At 71.8% G+C, this 16,012-nt stretch carries 15 protein-coding genes; 1 reads left to right on the top strand and 14 read right to left on the bottom strand.

Annotated elements, in window-relative coordinates:
- The 14 genes from coaBC to pyrR all read right to left on the bottom strand — a co-directional run.
- Positions 1–1,066: bifunctional phosphopantothenoylcysteine decarboxylase/phosphopantothenate--cysteine ligase CoaBC (gene coaBC, locus ABD323_RS32935; protein ID WP_344445723.1), on the bottom strand; the 1,066-nt coding region annotated here is incomplete at its 3' end.
- Positions 1,067–1,251: 185 nt separating this feature from the next.
- Entirely contained in the window at positions 1,252–1,518 is a 267-nt protein-coding gene (rpoZ, locus tag ABD323_RS32930; RefSeq protein WP_035840778.1) for a DNA-directed RNA polymerase subunit omega, read from the bottom strand.
- A gap of 106 nt (positions 1,519–1,624) precedes the next feature.
- The gene (gmk, locus tag ABD323_RS32925; RefSeq protein WP_344445722.1) at positions 1,625–2,182 is read right to left on the bottom strand and encodes a guanylate kinase; all 558 of its coding nucleotides are present in this window, start codon (positions 2,180–2,182) and stop codon (positions 1,625–1,627) included.
- A gap of 60 nt (positions 2,183–2,242) precedes the next feature.
- Positions 2,243–2,569 carry an integration host factor, actinobacterial type gene (gene mihF, locus ABD323_RS32920; protein WP_344445721.1) on the bottom strand — a complete coding sequence of 109 codons (327 nt, stop codon included), beginning with the start codon at positions 2,567–2,569 and terminating at the stop codon, positions 2,243–2,245.
- Positions 2,570–2,835: 266 nt separating this feature from the next.
- Positions 2,836–3,672, bottom strand: a complete 837-nt coding sequence (gene pyrF, locus ABD323_RS32915) for an orotidine-5'-phosphate decarboxylase (RefSeq protein WP_344445720.1) — start codon at positions 3,670–3,672, stop codon at positions 2,836–2,838.
- A 180-nt stretch (positions 3,673–3,852) separates the two neighbouring features.
- Positions 3,853–4,824, bottom strand: a complete 972-nt coding sequence (locus ABD323_RS32910) for a dihydroorotate dehydrogenase (RefSeq protein ID WP_344445719.1) — start codon at positions 4,822–4,824, stop codon at positions 3,853–3,855.
- 134 nt (positions 4,825–4,958) lie between these two features.
- Positions 4,959–5,813, bottom strand: a complete 855-nt coding sequence (locus tag ABD323_RS32905; RefSeq protein ID WP_344445718.1) for a dihydroorotate dehydrogenase electron transfer subunit — start codon at positions 5,811–5,813, stop codon at positions 4,959–4,961.
- Positions 5,814–6,004: 191 nt separating this feature from the next.
- On the bottom strand, positions 6,005–7,105 hold the full coding sequence (locus ABD323_RS32900; protein ID WP_344445717.1) for a quinone-dependent dihydroorotate dehydrogenase: 1,101 nt from the start codon (positions 7,103–7,105) through the stop codon (positions 6,005–6,007).
- A gap of 66 nt (positions 7,106–7,171) precedes the next feature.
- Entirely contained in the window at positions 7,172–10,480 is a 3,309-nt protein-coding gene (gene carB / locus ABD323_RS32895; protein WP_344445716.1) for a carbamoyl-phosphate synthase large subunit, read from the bottom strand.
- Between the two features lie 2 nt (positions 10,481–10,482).
- A complete protein-coding gene (gene carA / locus ABD323_RS32890) occupies positions 10,483–11,670 on the bottom strand; it encodes a glutamine-hydrolyzing carbamoyl-phosphate synthase small subunit (protein ID WP_344445715.1) in 1,188 nt (395 codons plus the stop codon).
- Positions 11,667–12,242, bottom strand: a complete 576-nt coding sequence (locus tag ABD323_RS32885; protein WP_344445714.1) for a PH-like domain-containing protein — start codon at positions 12,240–12,242, stop codon at positions 11,667–11,669. The genes carA and ABD323_RS32885 overlap by 4 nt, the downstream gene beginning before the upstream one ends.
- Positions 12,239–13,543: a dihydroorotase gene (locus ABD323_RS32880; RefSeq protein WP_344445713.1), complete on the bottom strand. Its 1,305-nt coding sequence runs from the start codon at positions 13,541–13,543 to the stop codon at positions 12,239–12,241. The genes ABD323_RS32885 and ABD323_RS32880 overlap by 4 nt, the downstream gene beginning before the upstream one ends.
- Positions 13,540–14,529: an aspartate carbamoyltransferase catalytic subunit gene (locus ABD323_RS32875; RefSeq protein WP_344445712.1), complete on the bottom strand. Its 990-nt coding sequence runs from the start codon at positions 14,527–14,529 to the stop codon at positions 13,540–13,542. Before ABD323_RS32875 ends, ABD323_RS32880 begins: the two co-directional genes overlap by 4 nt.
- 5 nt (positions 14,530–14,534) lie before the next feature.
- The gene (gene pyrR, locus ABD323_RS32870) at positions 14,535–15,146 is read right to left on the bottom strand and encodes a bifunctional pyr operon transcriptional regulator/uracil phosphoribosyltransferase PyrR (protein WP_344445711.1); all 612 of its coding nucleotides are present in this window, start codon (positions 15,144–15,146) and stop codon (positions 14,535–14,537) included.
- Positions 15,147–15,470: 324 nt separating this feature from the next.
- On the opposite strand from pyrR, the gene bldD reads away from it, so the two are divergent.
- Positions 15,471–15,974 carry a transcriptional regulator BldD gene (gene bldD / locus ABD323_RS32865; protein WP_280669675.1) on the top strand — a complete coding sequence of 168 codons (504 nt, stop codon included), beginning with the start codon at positions 15,471–15,473 and terminating at the stop codon, positions 15,972–15,974.
- The last annotated feature ends 38 nt before the right edge of the window (positions 15,975–16,012 follow it).

Below are 16,012 nucleotides of genomic sequence, written 5' to 3'. Positions count from 1 at the left end.
CGCCGACCTCGTTGACCACCAGCAGGTCGCAGCCCTTGCGGGCCAGCTTGGCCCGGCCGTTGGCCAGCACGTCGTCGGTCTCCGCCGCGAAGCCCACCACCAGCTGCCCCGGACGGGCCCGCCGGGCGGAGAGCTCGGCCAGGATGTCCGGGTTGCGGACCAGCTCCACGGCGGCGGGCTCGACGCCCTCCACCTTCTTGATCTTGCCGCTCGCGTAGTGCGCGGGCCGGAAGTCGGCCACCGCGGCCGCCATCACCACCACGTCCGCCTCGCCGGCCGCCTTCACCGCGGCCTCGCGCAGCTCCAGCGCGGTGGAGACCCTGATCACCTCGACCCCGGCCGGGACCGGCAGCTCGACGTTGGCCGACAGCAGCGTCACCCGCGCCCCGCGCGCCGCGGCGGTGGCGGCCAGCGCGTAGCCCTGCTTGCCGGAGGAGCGGTTGCCCAGGAAGCGCACCGGGTCCAGCGGCTCACGGGTACCGCCGGCCGAGACCACCACCCGGCGGTCCGCCAGGTCGGCCGGGCGGCCGGCCCGGGCCAGCACCCGCACGCAGGCCGCGAAGATCGCCTCCGGGTCGGGCAGCCGGCCCTTGCCGGTGTCCGCGCCGGTGAGCCGGCCCTCGGCGGGCTCCAGCACGATCGCGCCGCGCCGCCGCAGGGTGGCGACGTTCTCCTGGGTGGCCGGGTGCTCCCACATCTCGGTGTGCATCGCGGGGGCGAAGACCACCGGACAGCGGGCGGTCAGCAGCGTGTTCGTCAGCAGGTCGTCGGCCAGGCCGTGGGCGGCCTTGGCGAGCAGGTCGGCGGTGGCGGGGGCGACCACCACCAGGTCGGCCTGCTGCCCGATCCGCACGTGCGGGACCTCGTGCACCCGCTCCCAGGTCTCGGTGGCGGCCGGCCGCCCCGAGAGCGCGGCCCAGGTCGCCTCGCCGACGAAGTGCAGCGCCGCCGCGGTGGGCACCACGGTGACCTGGTGCCCGGACTCACTGAAGCGGCGCAGCAGCTCGCACGCCTTGTAGGCGGCGATCCCACCGCTGACTCCGAGGACCACACGGGGCTGGTGCATGGGGCTGCTCTCACTCCTTGACGCGCTCACCCGCTCACCTTACGGCCGGTCAGATCGCGGGCGCACCGTGGCGCGGGCCACAGCCGCCGCGGGCCCGGGCATGCCGAAGGGCCCGCCGGATCACTCGATCCGGCGGGCCCTTCGGCACGGCGACGTACTGACGTACGGCTACGACTGCGACGACATCACGCGGCGTCGACGGCCTCGGCGGTGAGCATGCCGGCGTTGATCTCGCGCAGCGCGATCGACAGCGGCTTCTCGTGCACGTGGGTGTCGACCAGCGGGCCGACGTACTCCAGGAGACCCTCGCCGAGCTGCGAGTAGTAGGCGTTGATCTGACGCGCGCGCTTGGCGGCGTAGATGACCAGGCTGTACTTCGAGTCCGTGGCCTCGAGCAGCTCGTCGATCGGCGGGTTGATGATGCCCTCGGGCGCGGTCATAGAAGAGGACACGCTAGAACCTTCCGAAAAGGTAGAAAAACAGAAATCCGGATCGCACGTTCGGATCCTCGGACCGTGGATCGGGTGATCCTCGATCGGTCGGATCGAAACAATCCGATCAGGCTACACCGAGCAAGGCTAGCAGCTCGGCCGCGACCTGCTCGACCGAGGTGTTCACCAGCGTGGTGTCGAATTCGGGCTCCGCGGCCAGTTCGACCCTCGCGGCGGCCAGCCGCTGGTCGATCACGTCCTGCGCCTCGGTACCGCGCCCGGTGAGCCGGCGCACCAGCTCGTCCCAGCTCGGCGGGGCCAGGAAGACCAGCTGGGCCTCGGGCATCGACTCGCGCACTTGGCGGGCGCCCTGCAAGTCGATCTCCAGGAGCACGGGCTCGCCGCGTTCCAGCTTCTCCTGGACGGCCGCACGCGGCGTGCCGTACCGGTTGCCGGCGAAGACGGCCGACTCGAGCAGCTCGCCGTTGGCGATCAGCTTCTCGAACTCGTCGTTGTCGACGAAGTGGTAGTGGACCCCGTCCTTCTCGCCGGGCCTCGGGTGCCGGGTTGTCGCCGACACCGAGAGCCAGACCTCGGGGTGCTGCTGCCTCATATGAGCGACGACCGTGCTCTTGCCGACCCCCGAAGGGCCGGAGAGCACGGTCAGCCGCGGACGTTCACTCATGCACCGATTATCCCGGATCCTGGACGGACCCGGGACCACCTGGGCACCCGGAAGGGCACTTCAGGACGGAGTGCTGCCGAACTCGCGCTCCAGCGAGGCGATCTGGTTCGTACCGAGGCCACGGACACGACGGCTCTCACTGATGCCGAGGCGCTCCATGATCTGCTTGGCACGGACCTTGCCGACTCCGGGAAGGCTCTCCAGCAGCGCGGAGACCTTCATCTTGCCGATGACATCGTTCTCAGCCTTGCCGGCCTTGATCACCTCGTGCAGCGAGGCGCCGGAGTGCTTGAGCCGGTTCTTCACCTCGGCGCGCTCCCGGCGAGCCTCGGCGGCCTTGGCCAGCGCGGCGGAGCGCTGTTCAGGGGTAAGGGGCGGAAGAGCCACGCCGTTCACCTCAGGGTCTGGAAGGAAATGAAGTGCTAGGACATTGGTCGTACCAGGCGCCTGCCGCAGCCGTCGGGGCTGTGACCACAGCCCGATCCAGCCGCTCTGACCTGCGAGAGCAACGGGAATCGGGCCGTCTGGGGCACCTACCGCCGGACACTACCCGGATTGCGCGCCCACGTCAGGAAAAGAAGCCGAAAAGTCCTGGTCAGCACAGGTAGGCCAGGACTTTTCGGGAGAAAACGGCCCGGTTTGGGCCCTGTTCGTCAAGCGAGTGTGACAGCCCTCACATCGTCGACGAAGCGCTGTGCGGCCTCGCGCAGCGCCTCGACCGAGGGACCGTGCCGCAGCACGTCACGGCTCACGCTCGGGACCACGTCGCGCACCGCGCCGCCGAAGACCCGCGGCAGGTCGGCCATGGTGGCCCCCTGCGCACCGATCCCGGGGGCCAGCAGCGGCCCGTTGATCGCCAGCTCCACGCCCGCGTCGGCCAGCGTGGCACCGACCACCGCGCCGAAGGAGCCGAGCGGCTCGGCGCCCGCGTTCTCGGCCGCCAGCCGGCGCAGCACCTGCTGGGCCACGCTCACCCCGTCGGGACCGGTCGCCCGCTGGACCTCGAAGCCCTCGGGGTTGGAGGTCAGCGCCAGGGCGAAGACGCCGGCGCCGTTCGCCCGGGCCAGGTCGAGGGCCGGCTGCAGCGAGCCGAAGCCGAGGTAGGGGCTGACGGTGACGGCGTCCGAGAAGAGCGGGCTGCCCGGGGAGAGGAAGGCCTCGGCGTAGGCGGCCATGGTGGAGCCGATGTCGCCGCGCTTGGCGTCCATCAGGACCAGCGCGCCGGCCGCGCGGGCGTCGGCGACGGTGCGCTCCAGGACGGCGACGCCCTTGCTGCCGAAGCGCTCGAAGAAGGCGGCCTGCGGCTTGAGCACGGCCACCCGGTCGGCCAGCGCCTCGACCACCGTGCGACTGAAGGTCTCCAGCCCGGCCAGGTCGTCACCCAGGCCCCAGGCGGAGAGCAGGGAGGCGTGCGGGTCGATGCCCACGCAGAGCTGGCCGCGGGTGTCCATCGCGTGGCGCAGGCGGGTACCGAAGGGAGCGAGGGTCATGAGGGCCTTTCAGATAGCCGACGACAGGGTGCCGATGACGGGGAGCCGATGACAGATCCCGGATGACGGGTTGCCGATGACGGATCGCCGATGACGGGCGACGGATTTCAGATTTCGGATGTCAGGGGTGGATCGATGAAAAGCAGCGAACAGCTGACGGATGACAGATTCTGAAATCTGTCATCCGTCACCACGATGAGCGACCCCCACCGCGTCCACGTACCGGGCGAACCCCCGCGCCGCCAGCAGCGCCCGCAGCTCGTCCAGGATGCGCAGCGGCGCCGCCGGGTCGTTGAAGAGCGCCGTGCCGACCGCCACCCCGCTCGCACCGGCCAGCGTGAACTCCAGCGCGTCGCGCCCGGTGCGGATCCCGCCCATGCCCAGGATCGGCACCTGCGGGATCCGCCCGGCCAGCATCGCCGCGTGCACCTGGTACACGCAGCGCACCGCGATCGGCCGGATCGCCGGCCCCGAGAGCCCGCCGGTCACCCCGGCCAGCGTCGGCCGCAGGGTGTCCAGGTCGATCGCCATGCCCAGCGAGGTGTTGATCATGGAGAGCCCGTCGGCGCCCGCCTGCACGCAGGCCGCCGCGATCTCGGTGATCGAGGTCACATCCGGGGAGAGCTTGGCGTAGACCGGCAGCTCCGGATCGGTGACCCTGCGCACCGCGCGCACCACGTCGTACGAGGTGGCCGGGTTGCAGGCGAAGACCAGGCCGCGGTCGGCGACGTTCGGGCAGGAGATGTTGACCTCGATCCCGACCACCCCCGGCTGCCCGTTCAGCCGCTCGACGGTCTCGGTGAACTCCTCCAGCCGCTCCCCCGCGATCGAGACCAGCACCCGGGCCCCGCGCTCCGCGAGCCAGGGCAGCTCGCGCTCGACGAAGGCGTCGATGCCCGAGCCCTGCAGTCCGATGGCGTTGAGCATCCCGGAGGGCGTCTCGGCCATCCGCGGGGTGGCCCGACCCGACCGCGGGTAGGGCATGATCGTCTTGGTGGTGACCGTCCCCAGCGCGTCCAGCGGGACGAAGCGGGCCAGCTCCCGCCCGTAGCCCGCGCAGCCCGAGGCGGTGCTCAGCGGGTTCGGCATCGTCAGCGAGCCCAACGGCGCGCTCAGGTCGACGTCCAGTGCCCCGATGGGCGCGAGCGCCACCCCGGCCCTCCCCGACGGCACCGGAACCGGCCCAGGCACCGGAACCGGCCCGGACACCGCCCCCGACCCCGACACCGGCGCAGGCACCGGCGGCGGCACCTGAGGCATCGGCGGAATCGGCGGAACCTGCGGCATCATCGGTCCCCTCCCATCGCGGCAGCACCCTCCAGATCGGCCGGCACGGTCCCGATGTCCGCCCAGCGCACCCGCGCGCCGTCGAAGACCGGTCCGTCCGTACAGGAGCGGACGAACCGGCTCCGCCCGTCCTCGCCGACCACCGGCAGGACGCAGGTCATGCAGATCCCCACCCCACAGGCCATCGCCTCCTCCACCGCGGTGTGGCAGCGCACCCCGAGCCCGCCCGCGATCCCGCTGACCGCGGCCAGCATCGCCATCGGCCCGCAGGCGTAGACCACCGTGGCGTCGATCGCCCCGATCGCCTGCGCCAGCGGATCGGTGACCCGCCCGGTCATGCCGAGCGAGCCGTCCTCGGTGAGCACCAGCACGTCCTGGGTCAGGGCGCGGGCCCGGTCCGCGCCGTACAGCCGGTCCGCGCTCGCCGCGCCGAGGATGAAGCCGACCTGCCCGCCGCGCCGCCGGATCTCGGCGCCCAGCGCGAAGAGCGGCGCACTGCCGTAGCCGCCGGCCACCAACAGCGCACTGACCGGGGTGTCGGGCAGCGGGAACGGCGTGCCGAGCGGTGCGATCAGGTCCAGCCGGTCGCCGGGCCGGCCCGCGGCCAGCTCGCCGGTGCCCTCGCCGCGGGCGGCCACCACCAGGTCGACGGTCTCCGTCGCCGGGTCGGCGCTCAGGATCGAGAAGGCCCGGCGCAGCAGCAGCGAGGAGCTCGCCCCGCCCACCGCGAGCGTCGCGAAGTGGCCGGGACGGACCCGCCCCGCCACGCCGGGCGCGTGCAGGACCAGGCGGTGGTACGCGCCTTCGGGATGGTTCGCGAGCACCTCGGCCCGCAGCTGCAGGGGGTTCGCCATGCGGGGGCACCTTTCGACCGGGCCGGCGGGGTTCCGACCGGACTGCCACGTTCACCGGACTGCCACCAGCCGCCGGAGTGCCGCCTGCGGCCGGGCCGGACTGGTTGGCCATCGAACTCTGCCAAATCCGCCCGGCGGCTGTCACATCACCCCGTGATATGACAGACCGTCAGTCATCGGGGCGAACCACCTCAGCCCCGCACGCCCGTCCCGACCGCCTCGCCGATCGTGCGGTACCCGCTGCGCCGCAGCCGCGCGCTCAGGCCCTTGTGCACCCGGCGCATCCAGAAGGGCCCCTGGTAGATGAAGGCGCTGTAGCCCTGCACCAGGTCGGCGCCGGCCAGGATCCGCTGCCAGGCGTCCTCGGCCGTCTCGATCCCGCCGACGGAGACCAGCACCAGGCGCCCGGCGGTGCGCCCGCGCAGCCGCCGCAGCACCTCCAGCGAGCGCTCGGCCAGCGGAGCCCCGGAGAGCCCGCCCATCCCGATCGCCTCGACCTGGGCGGCGGGCGCGCGCAGTCCGCCGCGCCCGATCGTGGTGTTGGTGGCGATGATGCCGTCCAGGCCCAGCTCCAGGGCCAGGTCGGCGACCGCGTCCACGTCCTCGTCGGCCAGGTCCGGCGCGATCTTGACCAGCAGCGGCACGTGGTGCGCGGTGCTGCGGTCGGCGGCCTCGCGCACCGCGCCGAGCAGCGGGCGCAGGTGCGAGACGGCCTGCAGGTTGCGCAGCCCCGGGGTGTTCGGCGAGGAGACGTTGACCACCAGGTAGTCGGCGTGCTTCGCCAGGCGCTCGGTGCTCTTGACGTAGTCGGCGACCGCGTCGGCCTCCTCGACCACCTTGGTCTTGCCGATGTTGACGCCCACCACCGGCGTCAGCGAGGTGCGCGGCCGGGTCGCCAGCCGGTCCGCGATCCGCGCCGAGCCCTGGTTGTTGAAGCCCATCCGGTTGATCAGCGCCCGGTCCTCCACCAGCCGGAAGAGCCGCGGGGTCGGGTTGCCGGGCTGCGGCTCACCGGTGACGGTGCCGATCTCGACGTAGTCGAAGCCGAGCATCGCCAGGCCGTCGATGCCCACCGCGTTCTTGTCGAAGCCGGCGCCCAGGCCGAAGGGGCCGGGCAGGTCCAGGCCGAGCGCGGTGGTGCGCAGCGCCGGGTCGCGCGGCGCGAGCACCAGCGTGACCAGCTGCCGCAGTCCGGGGACCGAGGCGGCCAGCCGGATCCAGAAGAAGGCCAGGTGGTGCGCCTTCTCGGGGTCCATCTTGCGGAAGAGCAGGTTGAAGAGCAGCTTGTACACGCGCGGAGCGCCTTCCTCACATGGGAGTGGGGGGCACCGACGGGTGCCCCCCACCTAAGGATCGTGCTACGGGCGGGCGGAGTTGATCAGCGCCGCGTGCTCCTGCAGCGACATCACCCCGACGTCGCCGCGCGCCAGCGCGTCGATGCCCTGGACCGCGGCGCCCATCGCCTGCACGGTGGTCAGGCAGGGCACCCCGCGCGAGACGGCCGCGGTGCGGATCTCGTAGCCGTCCAGGCGGCCGCCGGTGCCGTAGGGGGTGTTGATGATCAGGTCGACCTCGCCGTCGTGGATCAGCTGCACGATGGTCCGCTCGCCGTTGGGGCCCTCGCCCTCGCTGTGCTTGCGCACCAGCGTGGACGGGATGCCGCCGCGCTGCAGCACCTCGGCGGTGCCGGCGGTGGCGAGCACCTCGAAGCCGAGCTCGACCAGCGCGCGGGCCGGGAAGACCAGGTTGCGCTTGTCGCGGTTGGCCACCGAGACGAAGACCTTGCCCTTGGTCGGCAGCGCGCCGTACGCGCCGGCCTGCGCCTTGGCGTAGGAGGTGCCGAAGACGGTGTCGATGCCCATGACCTCGCCGGTCGAGCGCATCTCCGGACCGAGCACGGTGTCCACGCCGCGCCCGTGGATGTCGCGGAAGCGGCTCCACGGCATCACGGCCTCCTTGACCGAGATCGGGCAGTCGGCCGGCAGCGTGCCGCCGTCGCCCTCGCTCGGCAGCAGGCCCTCGGTGCGCAGTTCGGCGATGGTCGCGCCCAGCGAGATCCGGGCGGCGGCCTTGGCCAGCGGCACGGCGGTGGCCTTGGAGGTGAACGGCACGGTGCGCGAGGCGCGCGGGTTGGCCTCCAGCACGTAGAGGATGTCACCGGAGAGCGCGAACTGGATGTTGATCAGTCCGCGCACCCCCACGCCGCGCGCGATGGCCTCGGTGGAGGTCCGCAGCCGCTTGATGTCGTAGCCGCCCAGGGTGATGGGGGGCAGCGCGCAGGCGGAGTCACCGGAGTGGATGCCGGCCTCCTCGATGTGCTCCATGACGCCGCCGAGGTAGAGCTCGGTGCCGTCGTAGAGCGCGTCGACGTCGATCTCCACCGCGTCGTCCAGGAAGCGGTCGATGAGCACCGGGTGCTCGGAGATCAGGCCGGCGTGCCGCTCCAGGTAGGAGGCCAGCGAGGGCTCGTCGTAGACGATCTCCATGCCGCGTCCGCCGAGCACGTAGGAGGGGCGGGCGAGCACCGGGTAGCCGATCTCGTCCGCGATCGCCTTGGCCTCCTCGAAGGAGAAGGCGGTGCCGTGCTTGGGGGCCGGCAGGCCCGCGTCGCGCAGCACCCGGCCGAAGGCGCCGCGCTCCTCGGCCAGGTCGATCGCCTCGGGCTGGGTGCCCACGATCGGCACGCCGTTGTCCTTGAGCGCCTGCGCCAGGCCCAGCGGGGTCTGGCCGCCGAGCTGGACGATCACCCCGGCCAGCGGGCCGGCCTGGGTCTCGGCGTGCACGATCTCGAGCACGTCCTCCAGGGTGAGCGGCTCGAAGTAGAGCCGGTCGGAGGTGTCGTAGTCGGTGGAGACGGTCTCCGGGTTGCAGTTGACCATGACGGTCTCGTAGCCGGCCTCGGCGAGCGCGAAGGAGGCGTGCACGCAGGAGTAGTCGAACTCGATGCCCTGGCCGATCCGGTTGGGGCCCGAGCCGAGGATGATCACCGCGGGCTTGGTGCGCGGCGCGACCTCGCTCTCCTCGTCGTAGGACGAGTAGAAGTACGGGGTCCGGGCGGCGAACTCGGCCGCGCAGGTGTCGACCGTCTTGAAGACCGGGCGGATGCCCAGCGCGTGCCGCACCTCGCGCACCACGTCGGGCTTCAGGCCGCGGATCTCGCCGATCTGCTGGTCGGAGAAGCCGTGGCGCTTGGCGTGCCGCAGCAGGTCCGGGTCCAGGCGCTCGGCCTCGCCGAGCTCGGCGGCGATCTCGTCGAGCAGGTACAGCTGGTCGACGAACCAGGGGTCGATCTTGGTGGCCTCGAAGACCTCCGCCTGGGTGGCGCCGGCCCGGATGGCCTCCATCACGGTGTTGATCCGGCCGTCGGTGGGGACCTGGGCCTTCGTCAGCAGCGCGTCCTTGTCGCCGATCGGGCCGGCCCAGGAGAACTGCGAGCCCTTCTTCTCCAGCGAGCGCAGCGCCTTGTTGAGCGCCTCGGGGAAGTTGCGGCCCATCGCCATCGCCTCGCCCACCGACTTCATGGTGGTGGTCAGCGTGGCGTCGGCGGAGGGGAACTTCTCGAAGGCGAAGCGCGGGACCTTGACCACCACGTAGTCGAGCGTCGGCTCGAAGGAGGCCGGGGTCTGCTCGGTGATGTCGTTGGGGATCTCGTCCAGCGTGTAGCCGACGGCCAGCTTGGCGGCGATCTTGGCGATCGGGAAGCCGGTGGCCTTGGAGGCCAGCGCCGAGGAGCGCGAGACGCGCGGGTTCATCTCGATGACGATGATCCGGCCGTCGACCGGGTTGATCGCGAACTGGATGTTGCAGCCGCCGGTGTCGACGCCGACCTCGCGGATGATCGCGATGCCGATGTCGCGCAGTGTCTGGTACTCGCGGTCGGTGAGGGTCATCGCCGGGGCCACGGTGATCGAGTCGCCGGTGTGCACGCCCATCGGGTCGAAGTTCTCGATGGAGCAGACGACCACGACGTTGTCGTTGCGGTCGCGCATCAGCTCCAGCTCGTACTCCTTCCAGCCGAGGATGGACTCCTCCAGGAGCACCTCGGTGGTCGGCGAGAGCGCCAGGCCCTGGCCGGCGATCCGGCGCAGGTCCTCCTCGTCGTGCGCGAAGCCGGAGCCGGCGCCGCCCATGGTGAAGGAGGGCCGGACCACGACCGGGTAACCGCCGAGGGTCTCGACGCCCGCGAGCACGTCCTGCATCGAGTGGCAGATCACCGAGCGGGCCGACTCGCCGTGGCCGATCTTGGCGTTGACCGCCTCGACGACGCCCTTGAAGAGCTGGCGGTCCTCGCCCTTGTTGATCGCCTCGACGTTGGCGCCGATCAGCTCGACGCCGTACTTCTCCAGCGTGCCGTTGGCGTGCAGCGAGATCGCGGTGTTCAGCGCGGTCTGCCCGCCCAGGGTGGGCAGGAGCACGTCGGGGCGCTCCTTGGCGATGATCTTCTCGACGAAGTCCGGGGTGATCGGCTCGACGTAGGTGGCGTCGGCGATCTCCGGGTCGGTCATGATCGTGGCCGGGTTGGAGTTGACCAGGATGACCCGCAGGCCCTCGGACCGCAGCACCCGGCAGGCCTGGGTGCCGGAGTAGTCGAACTCGGCCGCCTGGCCGATCACGATCGGGCCGGAGCCGATGACCAGAACGGACTTGATGTCAGTGCGCTTGGGCACGGTCAGCTCCCTGCGGTGGTGCGGGCCGGGTGAGCGGCCATCAGGTCGACAAAGCGATCGAAGAGGTAGGCCGCGTCGTGCGGGCCGGCTGCCGCCTCGGGGTGGTACTGCACGCTGAAGGCGGGCGTGTCCAGGCACTGCAGGCCCTCGACCACGTCGTCGTTGAGGCAGACGTGGCTGACCTCGGCGCGGCCGAACGGGGTGTCGGAGACCCGGTCCAGCGGCGCCTCGACGGCGAAGCCGTGGTTGTGCGCGGTGACCTCGACCTTGCCGGTGGTGCGGTCCTGCACGGGCTGGTTGATCCCGCGGTGGCCGTACTTGAGCTTGTAGGTGCCGAAGCCCAGCGCGCGGCCGAGGATCTGGTTGCCGAAGCAGATCCCGAAGAACGGGGTACCGCGGCCCAGCACCTCGCGCAGCACCGTGACCTGGTGGTCGGCGGTGGCCGGGTCGCCGGGGCCGTTGGAGAAGAAGACGCCGTCGGGGCCGACCGCGTAGAGGTCCTCGACGCTCGAGTTGGCGGGCAGCACGTGCACCTCGATGCCGCGCTCGGCCATCCGCTGCGGGGTCATCGCCTTGATGCCGAGGTCCAGGGCGGCGACGGTGAAGCGCTTGGTGCCCACCGCCGGCACCACGTACGGCTCGGTGGTGGCGACCTCGGCGCACAGGTCGGCGCCCTTCATCTCGGGCGCCTGCAGCACCCGCTCCAGCAGCTCGGCGGGCTCGGCCAGCTCGGGGCCGGAGAAGATGCCGACCCGCATGGCACCACGCTCGCGCAGGTGGCGGGTGAGCGCGCGGGTGTCGATCCCGCTGATGCCCACCACGCCCTGGGTGCTCAGCTCCTCGTCCAGCGAGCGCCGCGAGCGCCAGTTGGAGGGGATCCGGGAGGGGTCGCGCACCACGTAGCCGGCCACCCAGATCCGGGTCGACTCCGGGTCCTCGTCGTTGACGCCGGTGTTGCCGATCTGCGGGGCCGTCATGACGACCACCTGGCGGTGGTAGGAGGGGTCGGTGAGGGTCTCCTGGTAGCCGGACATGCCGGTGTTGAAGACCGCCTCGCCGAAGGTGACGCCGATCGCGCCGTACGCCTGGCCGCGGAAGGTCCGGCCGTCCTCGAGGACGAGCACGGCGGGCACACGCTCCCGGCGGGCGGCCCTGGGCTGCCTCGTAGTGGTGGGGGCAGGTGCGGTCATGGTGTTACGCCTTCCGTCTTCGTCGTACGTGGTGCGGTGCTTCGGGGCCCGTCCTCGGCCAGGGCCCGGACCCAGGTGGCGTGCTCGTCCGGGTGGTCCAGCCGGAAGCCGGAGTCCAGCGCCCGGCCCTGCAGCGTCCAGCTGACCACCAGCAGGCCGGCGGGCACGACCTTGCCGGCGATGCCGGAGTCGGTGCGCGCACCGGTCAGGTCCCCGGCCGGGATCCACAGGTCCGCCGCGCCGGGGCGGCGGGCCAGCAGCCCCGCGTCGGTCAGGGTCAGCTCGACCAGGCTGCGGGTGCCCAGCCCGTGGGCGACCACCCGGTCGAGCCAGTTCCCGGCGGTGGTGGTGCCGTGGTAGCGGCCGCTGCCCTCCAGGATGGCCGGGCCGGGCTCGGCCGGCACGGCGGGCAGCGCCGCGAGGTCGGACTGCAGGGTGCGGCGCCAGTTCCAGCCCTGCCGCATCAGCCAGTAGACCAGGCCGATCAGGATCAGCAGGCCGACCGTCCAACCGAGGTAGTTGGGCCAGTCGTGGATCCTGGCCTTCTCCATCGCCAGCCGGGCCGGCGTCATGCGGGCGCGCCCGGCTCGACCAGCTCGCCGGCCAGCACGGTGGGCACCCCGCGCAGGAAGGTGGCGTGCACCCGGCCGGGCAGGTCCAGCCCGCGGTAGGGGGTGTTGCGGCTGCGGGTGGCGAAGCTCTCGGGGTTCACGCTGCCACGGTACGCGGGATCGAAGAGCACCAGGTTGGCCGGCTCACCGACCGAGACGGGCCGTCCGTGGCCCGCCAGGCGGCCGATCCGGGCCGGGCGGTGCGACATCCGGTCCGCGACGCCCTCCCAGTTCAGCAGGCCGGTCTCCACCATCGCCTGCTGGACCACCGACAGCGCGGTCTCCAGGCCGACCATGCCCATCGCGGCGGCCGCCCACTCGCAGTCCTTGTCCTCCGCGGGGTGCGGGGCGTGGTCGGTGGCGACCGCGTCGATGGTGCCGTCGGCCAGCGCGGTGCGCAGCGCGTGCACGTCCGCGGCGGTGCGCAGCGGCGGGTTGACCTTGTAGACCGGGTCGTAGGAGCGGACCAGCTCGTCGGTGAGCAGCAGGTGGTGCGGGGTCACCTCGGCGGTGACGTCCCAGCCCTTGTCCTTGGCCCAGCGGATGATCTCCACCGAGCCGGCCGTCGAGACGTGGCAGACGTGCAGGCGCGAGCCGACGTGGGCGGCGAGCAGCACGTCGCGGGCGATGATCGCCTCCTCGGCGACCGCCGGCCAGCCGCCGAGCCCGAGCTCGCCGGAGACCCGGCCCTCGTTCATCTGGGCGCCCTCGGTGAGCCGCGGCTCCTGGGCGTGCTGGGCGACGACGCCGTCGAAGGCCTTCACGTACTCCAGCGCGCGGCGCATGATCACCGCGTCGTCGACGCACTTGCCGTCGTCGGAGAAGACCCGCACGTTCGCGGCGGAGTCGTGCATGGCGCCGAGCTCGGCGAGCTTCTTTCCCTCCAGGCCCACCGTGACGGCGCCGACCGGCTGCACGTCGCAGTAGCCGGACTCCTGGCCCAGCCGCCAGACCTGCTCGACCACGCCGGCCGTGTCGGCCACCGGGAAGGTGTTGGCCATCGCGTGCACAGCGGTGTAGCCGCCCTTGGCGGCGGCCTGGGTGCCGGTCAGCACGGTCTCGGCGTCCTCGCGGCCCGGCTCGCGCAGGTGGGTGTGCAGGTCGACCAGGCCGGGCAGCACGATCAGGCCGTGCGCGTCGATGTCGACGTCCGCCTCGGCCGCCAGGTCGGTGCCGATCTCGCGGATCACGCCGTCGACGATGCTGATGTCCTGCGCGGGGCCGCCGAGGATCTGGGCGTTGCGGATCAGGTACGAAGTCACTGGGCGGCCTCACTGGAGTCGGTGCGGGGGGCGTCGGTGGCGCCGTCGGCGAAGACGGCCCCGCCGAGCAGGAGGTACAGCACGGCCATCCGGATCGAGACGCCGTTGGCGACCTGCTCGACCGCGGTGCAGCGCGGCGAGTCGGCCACCTCGGCGGTGATCTCCATGCCGCGCACCATCGGGCCGGGGTGCATCACGATGGCGTGCTCGGGCAGCTTGGCCAGCCGCCCGCCGTGCATGCCGTAGCGGCGCGAGTACTCGCGCTCGGTGGGGAAGAACGCGGCGTTCATCCGCTCGCGCTGGACCCGCAGCAGCATCAGCGCGTCGCTCTTGGCCAGCGTGGCGTCGAGGTCGTAGGAGACGTCGCAGGGCCAGTGCTCGATGCCGATCGGCAGCAGGGTGGGCGGCGCGACGAAGGTGACGTGCGCGCCCAGCGTGGTGAGCAGCAGCACGTTGGAGCGCGCCACCCGGCTGTGCAGCACGTCGCCGACGATGGTGATCCGGCGGCCGGCCAGGTCGTGGCCGGCGCCCGGGTTGAGGTGGCGGCGCATGGTGAAGGCGTCGAGCAGGGCCTGGGTGGGGTGCTCGTGGGTGCCGTCACCGGCGTTGATGACGCTGCCGTGCAGCCAGTCGGACTGGGCCAGGCGGGCCGGCGCGCCGGAGGCGTGGTGGCGGATCACCACGGCGTCGGCGCCCATCGCCTGCAGGGTCAGCGCGGTGTCCTTGAGGCTCTCGCCCTTGGAGACCGAGGAGCCCTTGGCGGCGAAGTTGATGACGTCGGCGCTCAGGCGCTTCTCGGCGACCTCGAAGGAGGTCTTGGTGCGGGTGGAGTCCTCGAAGAAGAGGTTGACGACGGTGCGGCCGCGCAGCGTGGGGAGCTTCTTGACGGCCCGCCCGGAGAGCCTGGCGAGCTCCTCGGCGGTGTCCAGGATCAGCAGCGCGTCGTCGCGGCTGAGGTCGGCGGCGGAGACGAGGTGGCGCTTCACGTGGGCTACTCCGGCGAGATCGGGTCGGCGGCGAGCGCCTGGGACGAGCGGGCGGCGTAGTCGCGGTCGCCGACCAGGACGGCGTCCAGGCCGTCGGTGTCGGAGAGCCGGACCTGCACGGCCTCGCGCAGCGAGGTGGGCAGGTTCTTGCCCACGTAGTCGGCGCGGATGGGCAGCTCGCGGTGGCCGCGGTCGACCAGGACGGCGAGCTGCACGGCGCGCGGGCGACCGATGTCGCCCAGCGCGTCGAGGGCGGCGCGGATGGTGCGGCCGGAGAAGAGCACGTCGTCGACCAGGATCACCAGCCTGCCGTCGATCCCGCCGGAGGGGATCTCGGTGTGCTCCAGGGCCCGGGCGGGCTTGAGCCGCAGGTCGTCGCGGTACATGGTGATGTCGAGCGTGCCGAGCGGGATCTCGCGGCCGGTGATCTGCGCCAGCTTGGCGTGCAGTCGGCGGGCGAGGTGGACACCGCGGGTGTGGATGCCGAGCAGGACGACGTCCTCGGCGCCCTTCGCGCGCTCCACGATCTCGTGGGCGATCCGGGTGATGACCCGGGAGATGTCCGCGCCGTCGAGCACCTGGTGCGGCGGACGCGGTGTGTCGGTGTGAGTGGTCATGCCGAAGCGGACCTCCTTCCCCGCCTCACTGGACGGGCCTTAAAGGATGCCTGGTGGATGGTCGCCCGGTCGTGGCGGCGGCCTCCTCCATGCTACCAGGGTGATCTTGTGGGTCCCGCCGAGCTTTGTGTCGTGTTCACGCAGAGGTAGCAGACCATTCGCACGACTGCCCCATTCGGCTTGACGCAGCTACCTTACTCTACGTAACCTCACAGTGAGTTACGGAACAGACGTCGAACCCACCGGTAGGACGCCCTGGGAACCGAGGCACCCCTCGGCCCCCCCGTAACCACCATGAAAAAGCAATTTCGTCCGGGGAGACCAATGTCCAGCGACTACGCGAAGCAGCTCGGAGGCAAACTCCGTGCTATCCGCACTCAGCAGGGTCTCTCCCTGCACGGCGTCGAGGAGAAGTCCCAGGGGCGCTGGAAGGCAGTCGTCGTCGGCTCCTACGAGCGCGGTGACCGCGCCGTGACGGTGCAGCGACTGGCCGAACTGGCCGAGTTCTACGGCGTGCCCGTCCAGGAGCTGCTGCCCGGCGGTACGCCCGGCGGCGCGGCCGAGCCGCCGCCGCGCCTGGTGCTGGACCTGGAGAGACTGACCCAGGTTCCCAGCGAGAAGGCCGGCCCCCTGCAGCGCTACGCCGCCACCATCCAGTCCCAGCGCGGTGACTACAACGGCAAGGTGCTGTCGATCCGTCAGGACGACCTCCGCACGCTGGCCGTGATCTACGACCAGTCGCCCTCCATCCTCACCGAGCAGCTGATCAGCTGGGGCGTGCTGAACTCCGACGCCCGTCGCGCGGTGCGCGACGAGGACGCCGGCTGACCTGACGCCGGATGCAGAAACGTCACGGCGGGGTGGGT

It is taken from the genome of Kitasatospora nipponensis (assembly GCF_039528135.1).
GTDB lineage: Bacteria > Actinomycetota > Actinomycetes > Streptomycetales > Streptomycetaceae > Kitasatospora > Kitasatospora nipponensis.
Note: the sequence above shows the minus strand (reverse complement) of the source record. Positions and strands in the feature narration are given on the sequence as shown.